14 protein-coding genes are annotated in these 13,324 nt (G+C 67.2%); 11 read left to right on the plus strand and 3 right to left on the minus strand.

Annotation, left to right across the window (positions count from 1 at the left end; translation table 11 throughout):
- The first annotated feature begins 111 nt into the window (after nucleotides 1-111).
- From PMI14_RS19080 to PMI14_RS33635, 4 genes are all read left to right on the plus strand, one after another.
- A complete protein-coding gene (locus tag PMI14_RS19080; protein WP_007856948.1) occupies nucleotides 112-1,113 on the plus strand; it encodes a TlyA family RNA methyltransferase in 1,002 nt (333 codons plus the stop codon).
- Nucleotides 1,110-1,961 carry a methylenetetrahydrofolate reductase [NAD(P)H] gene (gene metF / locus PMI14_RS19085; protein WP_007856949.1) on the plus strand — a complete coding sequence of 284 codons (852 nt, stop codon included), beginning with the start codon at nucleotides 1,110-1,112 and terminating at the stop codon, nucleotides 1,959-1,961. The genes PMI14_RS19080 and metF overlap by 4 nt, the downstream gene beginning before the upstream one ends.
- 53 nt (nucleotides 1,962-2,014) lie before the next feature.
- Nucleotides 2,015-2,626: a DUF4124 domain-containing protein gene (locus PMI14_RS19090; RefSeq protein WP_007856950.1), complete on the plus strand. Its 612-nt coding sequence runs from the start codon at nucleotides 2,015-2,017 to the stop codon at nucleotides 2,624-2,626.
- 211 nt (nucleotides 2,627-2,837) lie between these two features.
- Nucleotides 2,838-3,311: a septal ring lytic transglycosylase RlpA family protein gene (locus tag PMI14_RS33635; RefSeq protein ID WP_081497356.1), complete on the plus strand. Its 474-nt coding sequence runs from the start codon at nucleotides 2,838-2,840 to the stop codon at nucleotides 3,309-3,311.
- A 43-nt stretch (nucleotides 3,312-3,354) separates the two neighbouring features.
- Here the strand turns inward: PMI14_RS33635 and PMI14_RS19100 are convergent, their stop codons facing one another.
- Nucleotides 3,355-4,242 (minus strand): 23S rRNA (adenine(2030)-N(6))-methyltransferase RlmJ, encoded by an 888-nt coding sequence (locus tag PMI14_RS19100; RefSeq protein ID WP_007856952.1) that lies wholly within the window; start codon nucleotides 4,240-4,242, stop codon nucleotides 3,355-3,357.
- A 297-nt stretch (nucleotides 4,243-4,539) separates the two neighbouring features.
- Between PMI14_RS19100 and PMI14_RS19105 the strand changes: the two genes are divergently transcribed.
- The 7 genes from PMI14_RS19105 to mdtD all read left to right on the plus strand — a co-directional run bounded on the left by PMI14_RS19105 (nucleotide 4,540) and on the right by mdtD (nucleotide 10,766).
- On the plus strand, nucleotides 4,540-6,435 hold the full coding sequence (locus PMI14_RS19105) for a serine/threonine-protein kinase (protein WP_007856953.1): 1,896 nt from the start codon (nucleotides 4,540-4,542) through the stop codon (nucleotides 6,433-6,435).
- Nucleotides 6,436-6,638: 203 nt separating this feature from the next.
- Entirely contained in the window at nucleotides 6,639-7,070 is a 432-nt protein-coding gene (rplM, locus tag PMI14_RS19110; protein WP_007856954.1) for a 50S ribosomal protein L13, read from the plus strand.
- An 11-nt stretch (nucleotides 7,071-7,081) separates the two neighbouring features.
- On the plus strand, nucleotides 7,082-7,474 hold the full coding sequence (gene rpsI, locus PMI14_RS19115) for a 30S ribosomal protein S9 (protein ID WP_007856955.1): 393 nt from the start codon (nucleotides 7,082-7,084) through the stop codon (nucleotides 7,472-7,474).
- 89 nt (nucleotides 7,475-7,563) lie between these two features.
- Nucleotides 7,564-8,277, plus strand: coding sequence for a DUF6776 family protein (locus PMI14_RS19120; RefSeq protein ID WP_007856956.1), 714 nt, complete (start codon nucleotides 7,564-7,566; stop codon nucleotides 8,275-8,277).
- A 146-nt stretch (nucleotides 8,278-8,423) separates the two neighbouring features.
- Nucleotides 8,424-8,849: a polymer-forming cytoskeletal protein gene (locus PMI14_RS19125; RefSeq protein WP_007856957.1), complete on the plus strand. Its 426-nt coding sequence runs from the start codon at nucleotides 8,424-8,426 to the stop codon at nucleotides 8,847-8,849.
- A 31-nt stretch (nucleotides 8,850-8,880) separates the two neighbouring features.
- Complete coding sequence (gene erpA, locus PMI14_RS19130; RefSeq protein ID WP_007856958.1) at nucleotides 8,881-9,246, plus strand: iron-sulfur cluster insertion protein ErpA; 366 nt, start codon at nucleotides 8,881-8,883, stop codon at nucleotides 9,244-9,246.
- Nucleotides 9,247-9,344: 98 nt separating this feature from the next.
- Nucleotides 9,345-10,766, plus strand: a complete 1,422-nt coding sequence (gene mdtD / locus PMI14_RS19135; protein WP_007856959.1) for a multidrug transporter subunit MdtD — start codon at nucleotides 9,345-9,347, stop codon at nucleotides 10,764-10,766.
- Between the two features lie 55 nt (nucleotides 10,767-10,821).
- Here the strand turns inward: mdtD and PMI14_RS19140 are convergent, their stop codons facing one another.
- Nucleotides 10,822-11,931, minus strand: coding sequence for an anhydro-N-acetylmuramic acid kinase (locus tag PMI14_RS19140; protein ID WP_007856960.1), 1,110 nt, complete (start codon nucleotides 11,929-11,931; stop codon nucleotides 10,822-10,824).
- A 13-nt stretch (nucleotides 11,932-11,944) separates the two neighbouring features.
- Nucleotides 11,945-13,303: a M23 family metallopeptidase gene (locus PMI14_RS19145; protein WP_007856961.1), complete on the minus strand. Its 1,359-nt coding sequence runs from the start codon at nucleotides 13,301-13,303 to the stop codon at nucleotides 11,945-11,947.
- Between the last annotated feature and the right edge of the window lie 21 nt (nucleotides 13,304-13,324).

Here is a 13,324-nt window from a genome sequence, read left to right on the forward strand (position 1 = left end):
CGGCGGTCGCCCCCGGCCGCTCTTTCCCAGGGGGAAGGGCGCCGGTGGCGCAGAACACCTTGGTGCCCTTGGGGCCATGAAATCCATTGCCTCCCGGCGAGAGAGTGACGCATGCGTGCAGATGTTTTTTTGGTGGAATTCGGCCATGCGGCCACGCGCTCGCAGGCGCAGCGGCTGATCGCGGCCGGGGTGGAGTGGCGCCTGTCGCCGCTCGCACCCTGGCAGAAGGTGGCCAAGAACGGTGACGACATTCCGTCGGTGGCCGAGCTGCGGCTGCTCGATGACTCCGAGGCCAAGTACCTCTCGCGCGGCGGCCTCAAGCTTGAGGGCGCCCTCGCCGCCACCAAGCTGTCCGTTAAGGGGCTGCGCTGCCTGGACGTGGGCCAGAGCACCGGGGGCTTCACCGACTGCCTGCTGCAGCAGGGCGCTGCCCAGGTGATCGGCGTGGACGTGGGGCAAGGCCAGTTGCATGAGCGGCTGCGCAACGACCCGCGTGTGGTGGGCGTGGAAGGGCTCAATGCCCGCGCCATGACAGCCGATTCGCTGCAGGAAGCCTGCGAGGAGGCCCTGTCCGAGCATGTGGAAACAGATATCGACGACAACGACACCCAGCCCGTGGCCCCCTATGCCTGGATGCGCAATGGCGGTGAAGTGGACGACGGGTACGACGACAGCGACGATGCCAAGGAACAGGACGTGGAGGCCTTCAAGGCCGAGCGCGTCGCCAAGGCGCGCGCGCGGGCTGAAGGCATCGTGCGCACGGTGCGCCGCCGAAGGGCGGGGCGGGAGCAGGTGGACATCACGCCGACCTTCGATCTGGTCACCGGTGACCTGTCGTTCATCTCGCTCACCCTCGTGCTGCCCGCGCTGGTGCCACTGTTGGCGCCGGGTGGGCAGTTGCTGATGCTGGTCAAGCCGCAGTTCGAGCTGCAGCCCGGCCAGGTCGGCAAGGGCGGCATCGTGCGCGACGAATCCCTGTATGCGGTGGTCGAGCAGCGCATCCGCGACTGCTGCGCCGGCCTGGGCCTCGCGGTACAGGCCTGGCTGGAAAGCCCCATTGGCGGTGGCGACGGCAACCGTGAATTCTTTGTTTTTGCTGGGAGGGCCGCATGAACGCAGCCAAGGCACAGGCCACTGGCTTTCCGGTGAGCCTCGAATTCTTTCCGCCCAAGACACCTGCGGGCGCCGACAAGCTGCGCGCCGAGCGCCAGCAGCTGTATGTGCTGAGCCCAGAGTTCTGCTCCGTCACCTACGGTGCCGGCGGCTCCACGCAGGAGGGCACTTTCGGCACCGTGCGCGAGATCCTGGCCGAGAGCGTGCCAGCGGCCTCGCACTTCTCTTGCATCGGCGCCACACGCGCATCGGTGCGCGAGCAGCTGGACCAGCTCAAGGCCATGGGCGTCAAGCGCCTGGTGGCCTTGCGTGGTGACCTGCCCAGCGGCTATGGCGCGGGCGGCGAGTTCCAGTACGCCAGCGACCTGGTGGCCTTCATCCGGGCCGAGACCGGGCGCGACTTCCATATCGAAGTGGCCGCCTACCCCGAGGTGCATCCCCAGGCCCGCTCACCCGAAGCCGACCTCAAGGCCTACCTGGCCAAGGTGCAGGCAGGCGCCGACGCGGCCATCACCCAGTACTTCTACAACGCGGATGCCTATTTCCGCTTCGTGGACGACGTGCAGGCCCTGGGCGCCAGCATCCCTGTGGTGCCGGGCATCATGCCGATCACCAGCTCTACCCAGCTCTTGCGCTTCTCGGATGCCTGCGGCGCCGAAATCCCGCGCTGGATCCGCCTGCGCCTGCAGGCTTTCGGGGACGATACGGCGAGCATCAAGGCCTTCGGCCTCGACGTGGTGACGGATCTGTGCGACCGGCTGCGCAGTGCAGGCGTGCCTGCATTGCACTTCTACACCATGAACCAAAGCGCCGCCACCCTCGAAATTTGCCGCCGCCTGGTGTTGTGAGCGGCGTCCAACGGTAATATTCACACCCTTTGTTTCATTTTTTCTGGTGCGCCATGAAGGTTGTATTTGCCGTGATGCTGGCCCTGCTGGGGGCCTTGGGTGCATCGAGCGTGGGGGCGCAGACGCGCTACCACTGCCGCGATGCCAATGGGAATGACTATTCCCTGTCGCGTCCGTGCCCGAGTGGAAGCACCACGCGAACTGTGGAAGCGGTCCCTGTCCAACCATCCTATTCCTACAGCCAGCCTTCCCGTCCCACCGTGGTGCGCACGGCACCCGATGTGCCGGACCACTACAGCTACATGAGCGGGCGCTGCCGCTCGCTGGACGAAAACATCCGCAATGCCTACTCGCGCAAGATCGCGCCGGACGTGGTGCAGGGCATGCGCAGTGAGTACCGCCGCGACTGCGCCCAGGAAGAGCAGGACGCCTCCGACCGCTTCTACCAGGAGCGGCGCGCGGGGGACAGGCAGCGCCGCGATGAAGAAAGATCCGCCCAGTTGGCGAATCAGTCGGCCCGTGACATGGACGCCCGCCAGGCCCAGCAATGCGCTGAATCGCAGCGCATCCTGAACAACAAGAAGGCCCGTACCGACCTCACCGAAGGGGAGCGGGCCGACCTCAAGCGCTTTGAAGAGGCGTTTCTTGCGCGCTGCAAGCGCTGATCTTTCGCGAGCAATTGCCTGCGCGCTGGTGGCCTGCTGCCTGCTGTGGTGGCCAGCGGCATGGGGTGAGGAAGCGGGTTTGCGCCTGGATGGCGCCACGGGCAGCGACCTCAGGGTGCTGCCGGACCCCGCCGAGACCCTGCCATTGCGCCCCGGGGCCGTGGGGGTGCAGGGATTGTCCCGCCCCAGCCTGTCGGCGGATGGGGCGGACATGGATGAAGATGAGGACGACGACGCCCTCGGTGCGGACGAGGGCCCCCTGGAAACGGGCCTGGCCTCCTGGTATGGCCAGCGCTTCCACCGGCGGCGCACAGCCAGCGGCGAGTTGTTCGACATGAATGCCATGACGGCGGCGCACCGCACGCTGGCCTTTGGCACCCGCATCTGCGTGCGGGACCGGGAAACGGGCAAGGGCGTGGTGGTGCGGGTCAACGACCGGGGCCCGCACGTGGCCAACCGCATCGTCGACCTGAGCCGTGGTGCGGCCTTGGCCCTGGGAGTGCAAGGGGGGCTCAAGCCCGTGGATGTGTTCCCTGTGGGTGGCGATGCCGTCACCTGCCCACCCGCTCCCCTCGATAACCTTCCGCAGCGCTTTGCCCTGCCTGCGGCCCGCGAAACGCAGGCCCCAGCGGCCAACGCTCGCCGCACCCGTGCGGTTGCGCCGCGCCTGCTGCGTTCCCCCTGAGCGTTGCGAGCGCTGCCGTGGCGAGCCGCGGTGGTCGTCCTGTCTATCCGCCGGACTCCAGGGTGTGCGTCGCGTTCCGGTCCTGCGCCAGCAGCTCTGCCATCTGCGGCAGGGCGTCTTTGAGCGCCGCCTTGAGCGTGAAAGGTGGGTTGATCAGGAACATGCCGCTGGCCGGCAGGCCGGGGCGCTTGGTGTCGCCGCTCGCGGTTTCGGTCATCTTGCTGGATTTGACGGTCAGCGTGGCATGCAGCCAGCTTTTCCCCGCCTTGGTGGCCAGGGTCTTCAGGCGGCGCGGCAGGTCATGGGCTTCGGGGCGCGGGATGATCGGGTACCAGAAGGCATAGGTGCCGGTGGCAAAGCGCTTGAGCGAATCCGCCGCCATGTCGAGCACCTTGCCGTAGTCATTTTTCATCTCGTAGCTGGGGTCGCACAGCACCAGCGCGCGCCGGGCCGGCGGAGGCAGGAATTTCTTGATGCCCTCGAACCCGTCCTCGTGCAGCACCGCCACCTGTCGCCCGGCTTCGAGCTGGGCCACGTTGCCGGCGAGTGCGCGCAGGTCGGTGGGGTGCAGCTCGAACAGCTTGAGCTTGTCATGGTCGCGCAGCAGGCGCTGGATGATGAAGGGCGAGCCCGGGTAGACGCGCGTGGCCGCACCCTGGTTGAAGGCGCGCACCATGTCCACATAGGCCTGCAAGGCGGGTTTGAGCGCGGGTGCCCCGGGTGCGACCAGCCGGGCAATGCCGTCGGCGGACTCGGCGCTGGTATTGGCATAGTCGCCGTCCAGCCGGTACAGGCCTGCGCCTGCATGGGTGTCCAGCACGGTCAGGGCCGCGTCTTTCTCGGTAAGGTGCTGCAAGGTGGCAATCAGCACCGTGTGCTTGAGCACGTCGGCGTGGTTGCCTGCATGGAAGGCGTGGCGGTAACTGAACATGCCCCAATGGTAACGATTGTCAGCGCCTGGACCGATATTTCGGCGCTTGCCGCCCGATCAGATGGCCCCACTCCCGTCAATTGGGTCTTTCAGGCGCCACAGGTGGCATGGACAATGCAGTACAGGGCAGAATTGCGTGCTGGGAGGTTCCTGTGTGACGTTTTTGGCAGATATGTGGCTTTTTGTTTCAATGCCACCGGCTGTCATGCATCATGATTGCAGGTGCCGCGGGACGGCCCCTCGCAGCAGTTTCCTGCCCCCCGTCCCGGCGGCCTGTCCGCCCAGCCTTTTCGCACAATGACCGAAACCTCTGTTCCTGCTCCTGCCAGCGCCGTCAGCCATGTCGATGCGCTGCCGCCTGGAACGCGGCTGGCCGAGTTCGAAATCCTGGCCTTGCTGGGTGTGGGCGGTTTCGGCATGGTCTACAAGGCCTTCGACCATTCGCTGCACCGGGCGGTGGCGATCAAGGAGTACATGCCTTCGGCGCTGGCCGGGCGGGCCCAGGGCCAGTCGCTGTGGGTGCGCTCCTCGTCGGACCAGCAGACCTTCCACGCCGGCCTCGAATCCTTTGTGGGCGAGGCCCGCCTGCTGGCCCAGTTCGACCACCCCTCGCTGGTCAAGGTGTTCCGCTTCTGGGAGGCCAACAACACCGCCTATATGGTCATGCCTCTGTATTCGGGCATGACCTTCAAGCAGGCGCGCGCCCAGATGCGCACGCCGCCCACCGAAGAGTGGCTGCGCAAGCTGCTGTGGTCGGTGCTGGGGGCTCTGCGCGTGCTGCACGACGGCAAGACCCTGCACCGTGACATCTCGCCGGACAACATCTTCCTGCAGGACAGCGGGCCACCGGTGCTGCTGGACCTGGGCGCGGCGCGCCATGCGATCAACGACAAGGACCACAAGCACACCGCCGTGCTCAAGGTGAACTACGCACCCATCGAGCAGTATTCCGAAGGTGACGACGACCTGCGCCAGGGGCCCTGGAGCGACCTGTACTCGCTGGCGGCCGTGGTGCACGGCTGCCTGTGCAACGACACGCCCCTGCCGGCTACCCTGCGCTCCATCAAGGACCGCATGGTGCCGTTCTCGCGGGTGGCCAAGACCGTCAAGAAGCAACTGGGGGTCGAGTATTCGCCGGCCTTCGTGGCCGCGGTCTCGCAGGCGCTGTCGCTCAGGCCGGAGGACCGGCCCCAGAGCATCGACGCCTTCCTGCAACTGATGGAGATGACCAGCCCTCCCGAGGGAGTGGAGCATTTCGACTTCCGCGCCGACCTGGGCGATATCTGGGTGGAGCCTGCCGACCAACCCGGTCCCGGCCTGCTGACCCCGACGGTGGACGTGACGGCGGCCCCCGCCATCGTGGCCCAGATCGAGGCCCAGGTGAACAAGGCGCTGGAGGCGAAAGCCGAGGAGGCCCAGGCCGAGGAATACCCCGATACCGTGCAGCGGGGCGCGGCCGACACCGTCTTCATGGACCCCGTGGACACGCAGGTCCTCGAGGTGCCCGTGCCCGGCGCGGACCGCAAGGCTGCGCGCCACGGCCGTGGCGAGTCCAGCGGCGCTGCGGGCCGGGTGCGCGCGGCCCTCACGGAGTCCGAGCGTGCCAGCGCAGCCCTGGCGGCGCGCGCCGACCGGCGTTCGAGTCGCATGCCGGTGTGGCTGGTGCTGGGTGCGGCCGGGTTGGCCGTGGCGGCTGCCGGGGTCTGGTGGTCGCAAGGCCGTGGTCCGAAAGCAGCCCCCGTGGACGACATCATCACCGAGATGGCCGAGCCGGCGCCCGCTGCGTCCGAGGCGGTGGCGGTTCTGGTGCCCGCATCGGAGCCCGCAACCACCGTGGCCAGCGCGCCTCTGGGGGCCACGCCGACGGTGGCCGAGGCTGCCTCGGCGGCCGCGGCGGCCAAGCCCGTGCCCAAGCCGAAACGCGCCGTGGCCTCCGAGTCTGCGCCTGCGCCCGTCGTGGTCCATGAGGAGCCGCCACCGGCGCCACCGCCACCGCCACCGGTGGAGCGCCCCCGTCCCGCGCCGGTGCGCGTGCCGTCGCCGCAGGAGACCTGTGCCGACGCCAGCTTCCTGGCCCGTCCCATGTGCATCCACAACGAATGCCAGAAGCCGTCCCAGGCTGGATCCGCCATTTGCGTGGAGAACAAGCGCCGCTACGACGCCGAAGAGGCGCGCCGCCGCCAGTCGCCCTGAGCGTTTCCGGCGTGGAGCCGGGGGCCTTGCGTGGCTTTCGCAAGGCATGGCTTGCGCCGCAGGCCTGGTAATTCGTATAATCGAGGGCTTCGCAGCGCTTTGTGGTCCCGCGGCGAGGAATTTCATGCCACCTAAGAGGCTTCCTTCAGAGAAGCACCGACCGTGGAAAAGGACCCGCCAAACCCTCTTCAAAGAGAAAACTCATGACTACTACTTTCAGCGCCAAGCCCGCTGAGGTCGTGCACGAGTGGTTTGTGATTGACGCGACCAACAAGGTCCTCGGACGAGTAGCCAGCGAAGTTGCTCTCCGTTTGCGCGGCAAACACAAGGCCATTTACACGCCTCACGTCGACACCGGTGACTTCATCGTCATCATCAATGCCGCCCAGCTCAAGGTCACCGGCACCAAGTCCCTGGACAAGGTGTACTACCGCCATTCGGGTTACCCCGGCGGTATCACGGCCACGAACTTCCGCGACATGCAAGCCAAGCACCCCGGCCGCGCGCTGGAGAAGGCCGTCAAGGGCATGCTGCCCAAGGGTCCCCTGGGCTACGCAATGATCAAGAAACTCAAGGTGTATGGCGGTGCAGAGCATCCCCACACCGCCCAGCAGCCCAAGGCTCTGGAAATCTAAGGAGCCTTGAGATGATTGGTGAATGGAACAATGGCACCGGCCGTCGCAAGTCCAGCGTCGCCCGCGTGTTTCTGAAAAAAGGCACTGGCAAGATCACGGTGAACGGCAAGGACATCCAGTCCTACTTCGGCCGCGAAACCTCGATCATGATCGCCAAGCAGCCCCTGGCACTGACGAACCATGTCGAAACCTTCGACATCCAGATCAATGTGCACGGTGGTGGTGAATCCGGCCAGGCTGGCGCTGCCCGCCATGGCATCACCCGCGCCCTGATCGACTACGACGCGACGCTCAAGCCCGCACTGAGCCAAGCCGGCTTCGTGACGCGCGATGCCCGCGAAGTGGAACGTAAGAAGGTCGGTCTGCACTCCGCACGCCGCGCCAAGCAGTTCTCCAAGCGTTAAGCCTGGACTGCCCTGCAAAAAAACCGCCTTCGGGCGGTTTTTTCGTTTAAGGTGCGCTCTTTGTTTTCGAGCACCCGTTTCCGCCTCCCATGCGTTTGCGCCTTCTTCGCCGCCGGCTGACCATCAGTGCCCCCCGTGTGGCCATCCGCAGCGCCATGCCCTGGCCTGTGCGTTGGCTGCTGCTGGCGGTGGTTTTCGGCTTGTGCGCCGCCGTGGCGCTATGGGCCTTCGAGTTCGGCAAGTCCATCGCCGGGCTCGATTCCGGCGCCCGCGAGGAGCTGGTGCGGCTGCGCGGCGAGGTGGCGCGGCTGGTGGAGGAGACGCAGCGCCAGCATGCCGTCTCGCAAACGGCCGAGAGCATCCTCACCGCCGACCGGGCCACCCTGCAGACCCTGATGGCCCAGGTACGGCAGCTCGAGGCCGAGAACCGCACGCTGCGCGAGGACCTCGGGTTCTTCGAGCGCCTCATCCCGGCAGGCTCCACGGAGGGCGTTGCCATTCGCGGCCTGCACGCCGAAACCGTGGGCGGGATGCAGTTGCGCTGGCAGGTGCTGGTGATCCAGGCCGCGCGCAACGCGCCGGAGTTCAATGGCAAGCTGGAACTGGTGCTGGCGGGAACGCAGGACGGCAAGCCCTGGACGCAGACCTTTCCTCAGGGCGCAGCCCTGCAACTGCGCCAGTACCGGCGCCTGGAGGGGATGTTGTCCCTGCCACCCGATGCCGTGGTAAAAACCGTGACCGCGCGGGTGCTGGACGGCAGCACCCTGCGCACCTCCCAGACCATGGCCCTGGCGGCGGAATAGCCGCCACCTGCCGTCGCCCGCCACCTTGTGTGCGGAGCGGGCAGAAAGCCAGGGTTCTGCCTTTCATTTTTGCTGCGGATGGACCGACCGCCTGCCGACGCCCCGGGCGCCTGCGGGCCGCCATCCCTGACCCAGGAGTTTTGCCCATGTTTTCCCGAAAGAAGCAGCCCCCGATCAAGAGCCTGGTGGCCCATGGCACCCGCATCGACGGCAACGTGCTGTTTGGCGAGGGGATGCGCATCGATGGCGAGGTGGTGGGCGACATCCGCTCGGGCACCGAGCAGCCCAGCATCCTGGTGATCTCCGAATCAGCGCGTGTCGAAGGGGCGGTGCATGCCGACCACGTGATCGTCAACGGCTCGGTGACCGGCCCGGTGCATGCGGCCGAGCTGCTGGAGCTGCAGCCCAAGGCGCGCATCACGGGCAACGTGCACTACAAGGCGCTGGAAATGCACCAGGGCGCCATGATCACGGGCCAGATGTGCCCGCTGGCGGTGGTGGCCGACGAAAAGCCCCCACTGCAGTTGTCGTCAAAGCCGGCAGCCCCTGAATCCCCGACTGCTTTGCAGTAGTATTGGCCCAAACCTGATAACGGAGCCCCCCATGAGCGCAGTTGCCGAGAACATCCAGACCGAAATGCCCGCCCCCATCCTGTTCACCGACAGTGCTGCGGCGAAGGTGGCGGACCTGATCGCGGAAGAAGGCAATCCCGACCTCAAGCTGCGCGTGTTCGTGCAGGGTGGCGGCTGCTCGGGCTTCCAGTATGGCTTCACGTTCGATGAAATCACGAACGACGACGACACCACCATGACCAAGAATGGTGTGTCGCTGCTGATCGACGCCATGAGCTACCAGTACCTGGTGGGTGCCGAGATCGACTACAAGGAAGACCTGCAGGGTGCCCAGTTCGTGATCAAGAACCCCAACGCCACGACCACCTGCGGCTGCGGCTCCAGCTTCTCGGCCTGAGGAAGCCGGGTCGTGCGCACGGCCCCGGTTGAAACAGCAAGCCGCCTTCGGGCGGCTTTTCATTTGGGGCTCTCGATTTCCCAGTAGCCTGGCAGCGCATGCAGCAAGAACAATCCCGCAAGGTCCTTCTCTGGCTGGTGGCCATCGGCTTCTTCATGCAGACGCTGGACGCCACCATCGTCAACACCGCGCTGCCGGCCATGGCGCGCAGCCTGGGTGAGAGCCCGCTGCAGATGCAGTCGGTGGTGGTGGCCTATTCACTGGCCATGGCCATGCTGATCCCGGCCTCGGGCTGGCTCGCCGACCGCTTCGGCTCGCGCCGTGTCTTCTTCTCGGCCATCGTGCTGTTCGTGCTGGGCTCGGTGTGCTGCGCCATGGCCCAGAACCTGCCCCAGCTCGTGGCAGCCCGCGTGGTGCAGGGGCTGGGCGGTGCGCTGCTGCTGCCGGTGGGGCGGCTGGTGGTGCTGCGCACCTTTCCGCGCGAGCAGTTCCTGCAGGCCATGAGCTTCGTCGCCATCCCCGGCCTCATCGGCCCGTTGATCGGCCCCACGCTGGGCGGCTGGCTGGTGGAGGCCGCCTCCTGGCACTGGATCTTCCTGATCAACGTGCCCGTGGGGCTGGTGGGCTGCATCGCCACGCTGCGCTTCATGCCCGGGGAGCCCGTGACCTTCGTGCCCCGTTTCGACCTGGCCGGCTACCTGATGCTGGCCTTCGGCATGGTGTCGTTGTCGCTGGCGCTCGATGGCCTGGCCAGCATGGGCCTGCGCCAGGCCAGCGTGCTGGTGCTGATGGTCTTCGGCCTGGCCAGCCTGGTGGCCTACTGGCTGCACGCCGCGCGCCGCGCCGATCCGCTGTTCTCTCCGCGCCTGTTTTCGGTCGACACACTGCGCATCGGCCTGCTGGGCAACCTGTTCTCGCGGCTGGGCAGCTCCTGCATGCCCTTCCTGATCCCGCTGCTGCTGCAGGTCACCATGGGCTACTCGCCGATGCAGGCGGGCATGATGATGCTGCCCGTGGCGATTGCCGGCATGTCGATGAAGCGCTTCACCACGCCGCTGATCACCCGCTTCGGCTACCGCCAGGTGCTGGTGGGCAATACCCTGCTGGTCGGCCTGACCATGGCCAGCTTTGGCCTTGCCGATCCGTCCCAGCCGCTGTGGGCACGCGTGCTGCAGCTGGCGGTCTTCGGTGCGGTGAACTCCCTGCAGTTCACGGCCATGAACACGGTGACCCTCAAGGACCTGGACCATGCCACGGCCAGCAGCGGCAACAGCCTGCTGTCCATGGTGCAGATGGTGGCCATGGGCATGGGCGTGGCGGCTGCGGGCGCCGTGCTGGCGGCCTTCACTGCCTTCTTCCAGCCACCGGGCGCGGCGCACACGCTGTCGGCCTTCCAGGCCACCTTTGCCTGCATGGGACTGATGACGGTGGCGTCGGCCGGCATCTTCTGGCAGCTGTCGCCCGAGGACCGGGCCAGCAGCAAGGCAGCGACCACGGCCGACGCCGCAGACCACGGCTGAGCTGAGAGCCTGTTTACGATCTTTTCAGGGTCCCGAAAAGATCGTAAACAGGCTCTTATGCCGGGTAGAGGGCGCCCAGGATGCGCCCGCCGGCAGCGCCCGTCACGCTGGCCAGGTTGCCCGGCTGGCTGCTGATGGCCTGGCGCGCCAGCCAGGCAAAGGCGGCCGCCTCGACCTGCAGGGCGGGCAGGCCCAGGGCGTCGGTGGCGAGTACCTGCAGGGCAGGGCAGGCGGCCTGCAGCCGGGCCATGAGGTGGGCATTGAGCGCACCACCGCCGCAGACCGCCAGGGTCTTGGCGCCCGCAGCATGGCGGCTGGCATCGTCGGCGCAGGCCAGCGCCGTGAACTCCGTGAGCGTGGCCTGCACGTCCTGAGGCGCTGCGCCCAGGAAGGATTCCAGGCGGCTGGCGAGCCAGGCGGGGTTGAACAGGTCGCGCCCCGTGCTCTTGGGCGGTGGCTTGTGCAGAAAGGGCTCCTCGCGCAGCAGGGCCAGCAGTTCGGGCAGCACCTGGCCGCTGGCGGCCCAGGCACCGCTGGCGTCGAACGCCTGGCCGGTGTGCCCCTGGCACCAGTGATCCATCAGGGCATTGCCGGGACCGCAGTCGAAGCCCAGCACCTGGCCGTCGGCGCCGAGCACGCTGAGGTTGGAGATGCCGCCGATGTTAAGCACCAGCATGGTTTCGCCCTCGCGGCCGAACACGCCGCGGTGGAAGGCCGGCACCAGCGGCGCACCCTGGCCGCCGGCCGCCAGGTCGCGGCTGCGGAAATCCGCCACCACGGCGATGCCCGTGCGCTCGGCCAGCAGGGCGGGGCTGTTCAGTTGCAGGGTGTAGCCCGTGCCATCGAACTCCTGCGGGCGGTGGCGCACGGTCTGGCCGTGGGCGCCGATGGCGCGAATGGCCTGGGGTGCCAGCCCGCTGCGTTCCAGCAGGGTCTGCACTACCCCGGCATAGGCGCGGGCCAGGGCATTGCCCGCCAGGGCGGCGCGGTGCAGCTCATCGCTGCCAGGGGTGTTGAGGGCCAGAAGTTCTGCGCGCAGTCCGGGCGCGAAAGGCGTGCTGGCATGGTGGGTCACCACCATGCGGTCATCCGCGAAATCCGCCAGCACCCCATCGATCCCGTCGAGGGAGGTGCCGGACATCAGGCCGATGTACAGCTCGGACATGGCCGAGGGATGCTTATTCAGCGCTGGCTTGCTCGATGGAGACCGCAGCCGAGAGCTGGATGCGCATCGCGGAGGCCAGGCGGTCGAAGGCTGGGCGAGCGGCCTTCGACACCGGTGCCGCGGCTTCGCTCGCAGCCACGATGGTCTGTGGATCCTGGTGCTGGCCGTTTACGCGGAATTCGAAGTGCAGGTGCGGGCCGGTGGCCCAGCCCGTGGAACCCACGGCGCCCAGGGTCTGGCCCTGTTCCACCGACTGGCCCTGGCGCACATCGATGCGGCTCAGGTGGGCGTACACGGTGACGTGCTGGTTGCGGTGCTTGACGAAGACCACGTTGCCAAAGCCGTTCTGCACGCCGGAGAACTCCACCACGCCGTCGCCCACGGTGCGCACGGGCGTGCCCGTGGGGGCGGCGAAATCGGTGCCCAGGTGGGCGCGCCAGGTCTTCAGGATGGGGTGCATGCGCATCTTGAAGCCGCTGGTTACGCGCGAGAACTCCACGGGGGAGGTCAGGTAGGCGCGGCGCATGCTTTCGCCGTCCAGCGTGTAGTAGGCGCCCTTGGAAGCGTTGGCTTCCTGGAACCAGATCGCCTGGTGGGTCTTGTTGTTGTTGACGAACTCGGCGCTCAGCACGCGGCCGCTGCTCAGCGGCTCGCCATCGGCTTCGAGGGTTTCGTAGACCACCGAGAAGCGGTCACCCTTGCGCAGCGAGCGGCGGAAGTCGATATTGCCCGAGAACAGCTCGGCCATCTGCACGGCCACGGCATCGGGGATATTGGAGGCATCGGTCGCGGCGAACAGCGAGCTGTTGATCACGCCGCCGGCCAGGCGGCTGCTGGTCGTCAGTTTGGCGGTCTCGACGCGCGAGCCGAACTTCTCGCCGGTGCGCTCCACGATCAGGCGGCGGAAGTTGCCGCTGTCGTCAGGCACCCAGCGCGCGGTCAGGCGCACCAGGCGGTGGTCGTCGGTGGTCTCGGCCGACACGAAGCGGCCGGTGCGGCCCAGCATGTTCTGTCGGACAGTATTGTCACCACGCAGGAAGGCAGCGGCGGCCGGATCGGCCACGCCCATGCGCTGCAGCAGCGATTCGGGGGTGTCGCTGCTGCGCACCTGCTCGGAGCGGAACAGCGAGAAGCCGGGCGCATCGAGCTGGCCCAGCACCAGGTTCTCGGCCAGCGATTCCACCGGGTAATTCACCATGCGCACCGGCATGTCGGCTGGATCGGGGGCGAACGAGGCCACGGCAAACGCGCCGCCGCCGCCCGTGAGCAGCAGTGCTGCGATGGCGGCGGTGATGCGTTTCGGGTGTTGTTGGATGCTCTGGGACAGTCGGTCTAGCAAAGCCGCGCTGGCGGTGGTCAAGCCGTGAATCAAAGGTCTATCCCCAGTGTGAGA

The sequence above is a fragment of the Acidovorax sp. CF316 genome (assembly GCF_000276605.1).
Taxonomy (GTDB): Bacteria; Pseudomonadota; Gammaproteobacteria; order Burkholderiales; family Burkholderiaceae_C; genus Acidovorax.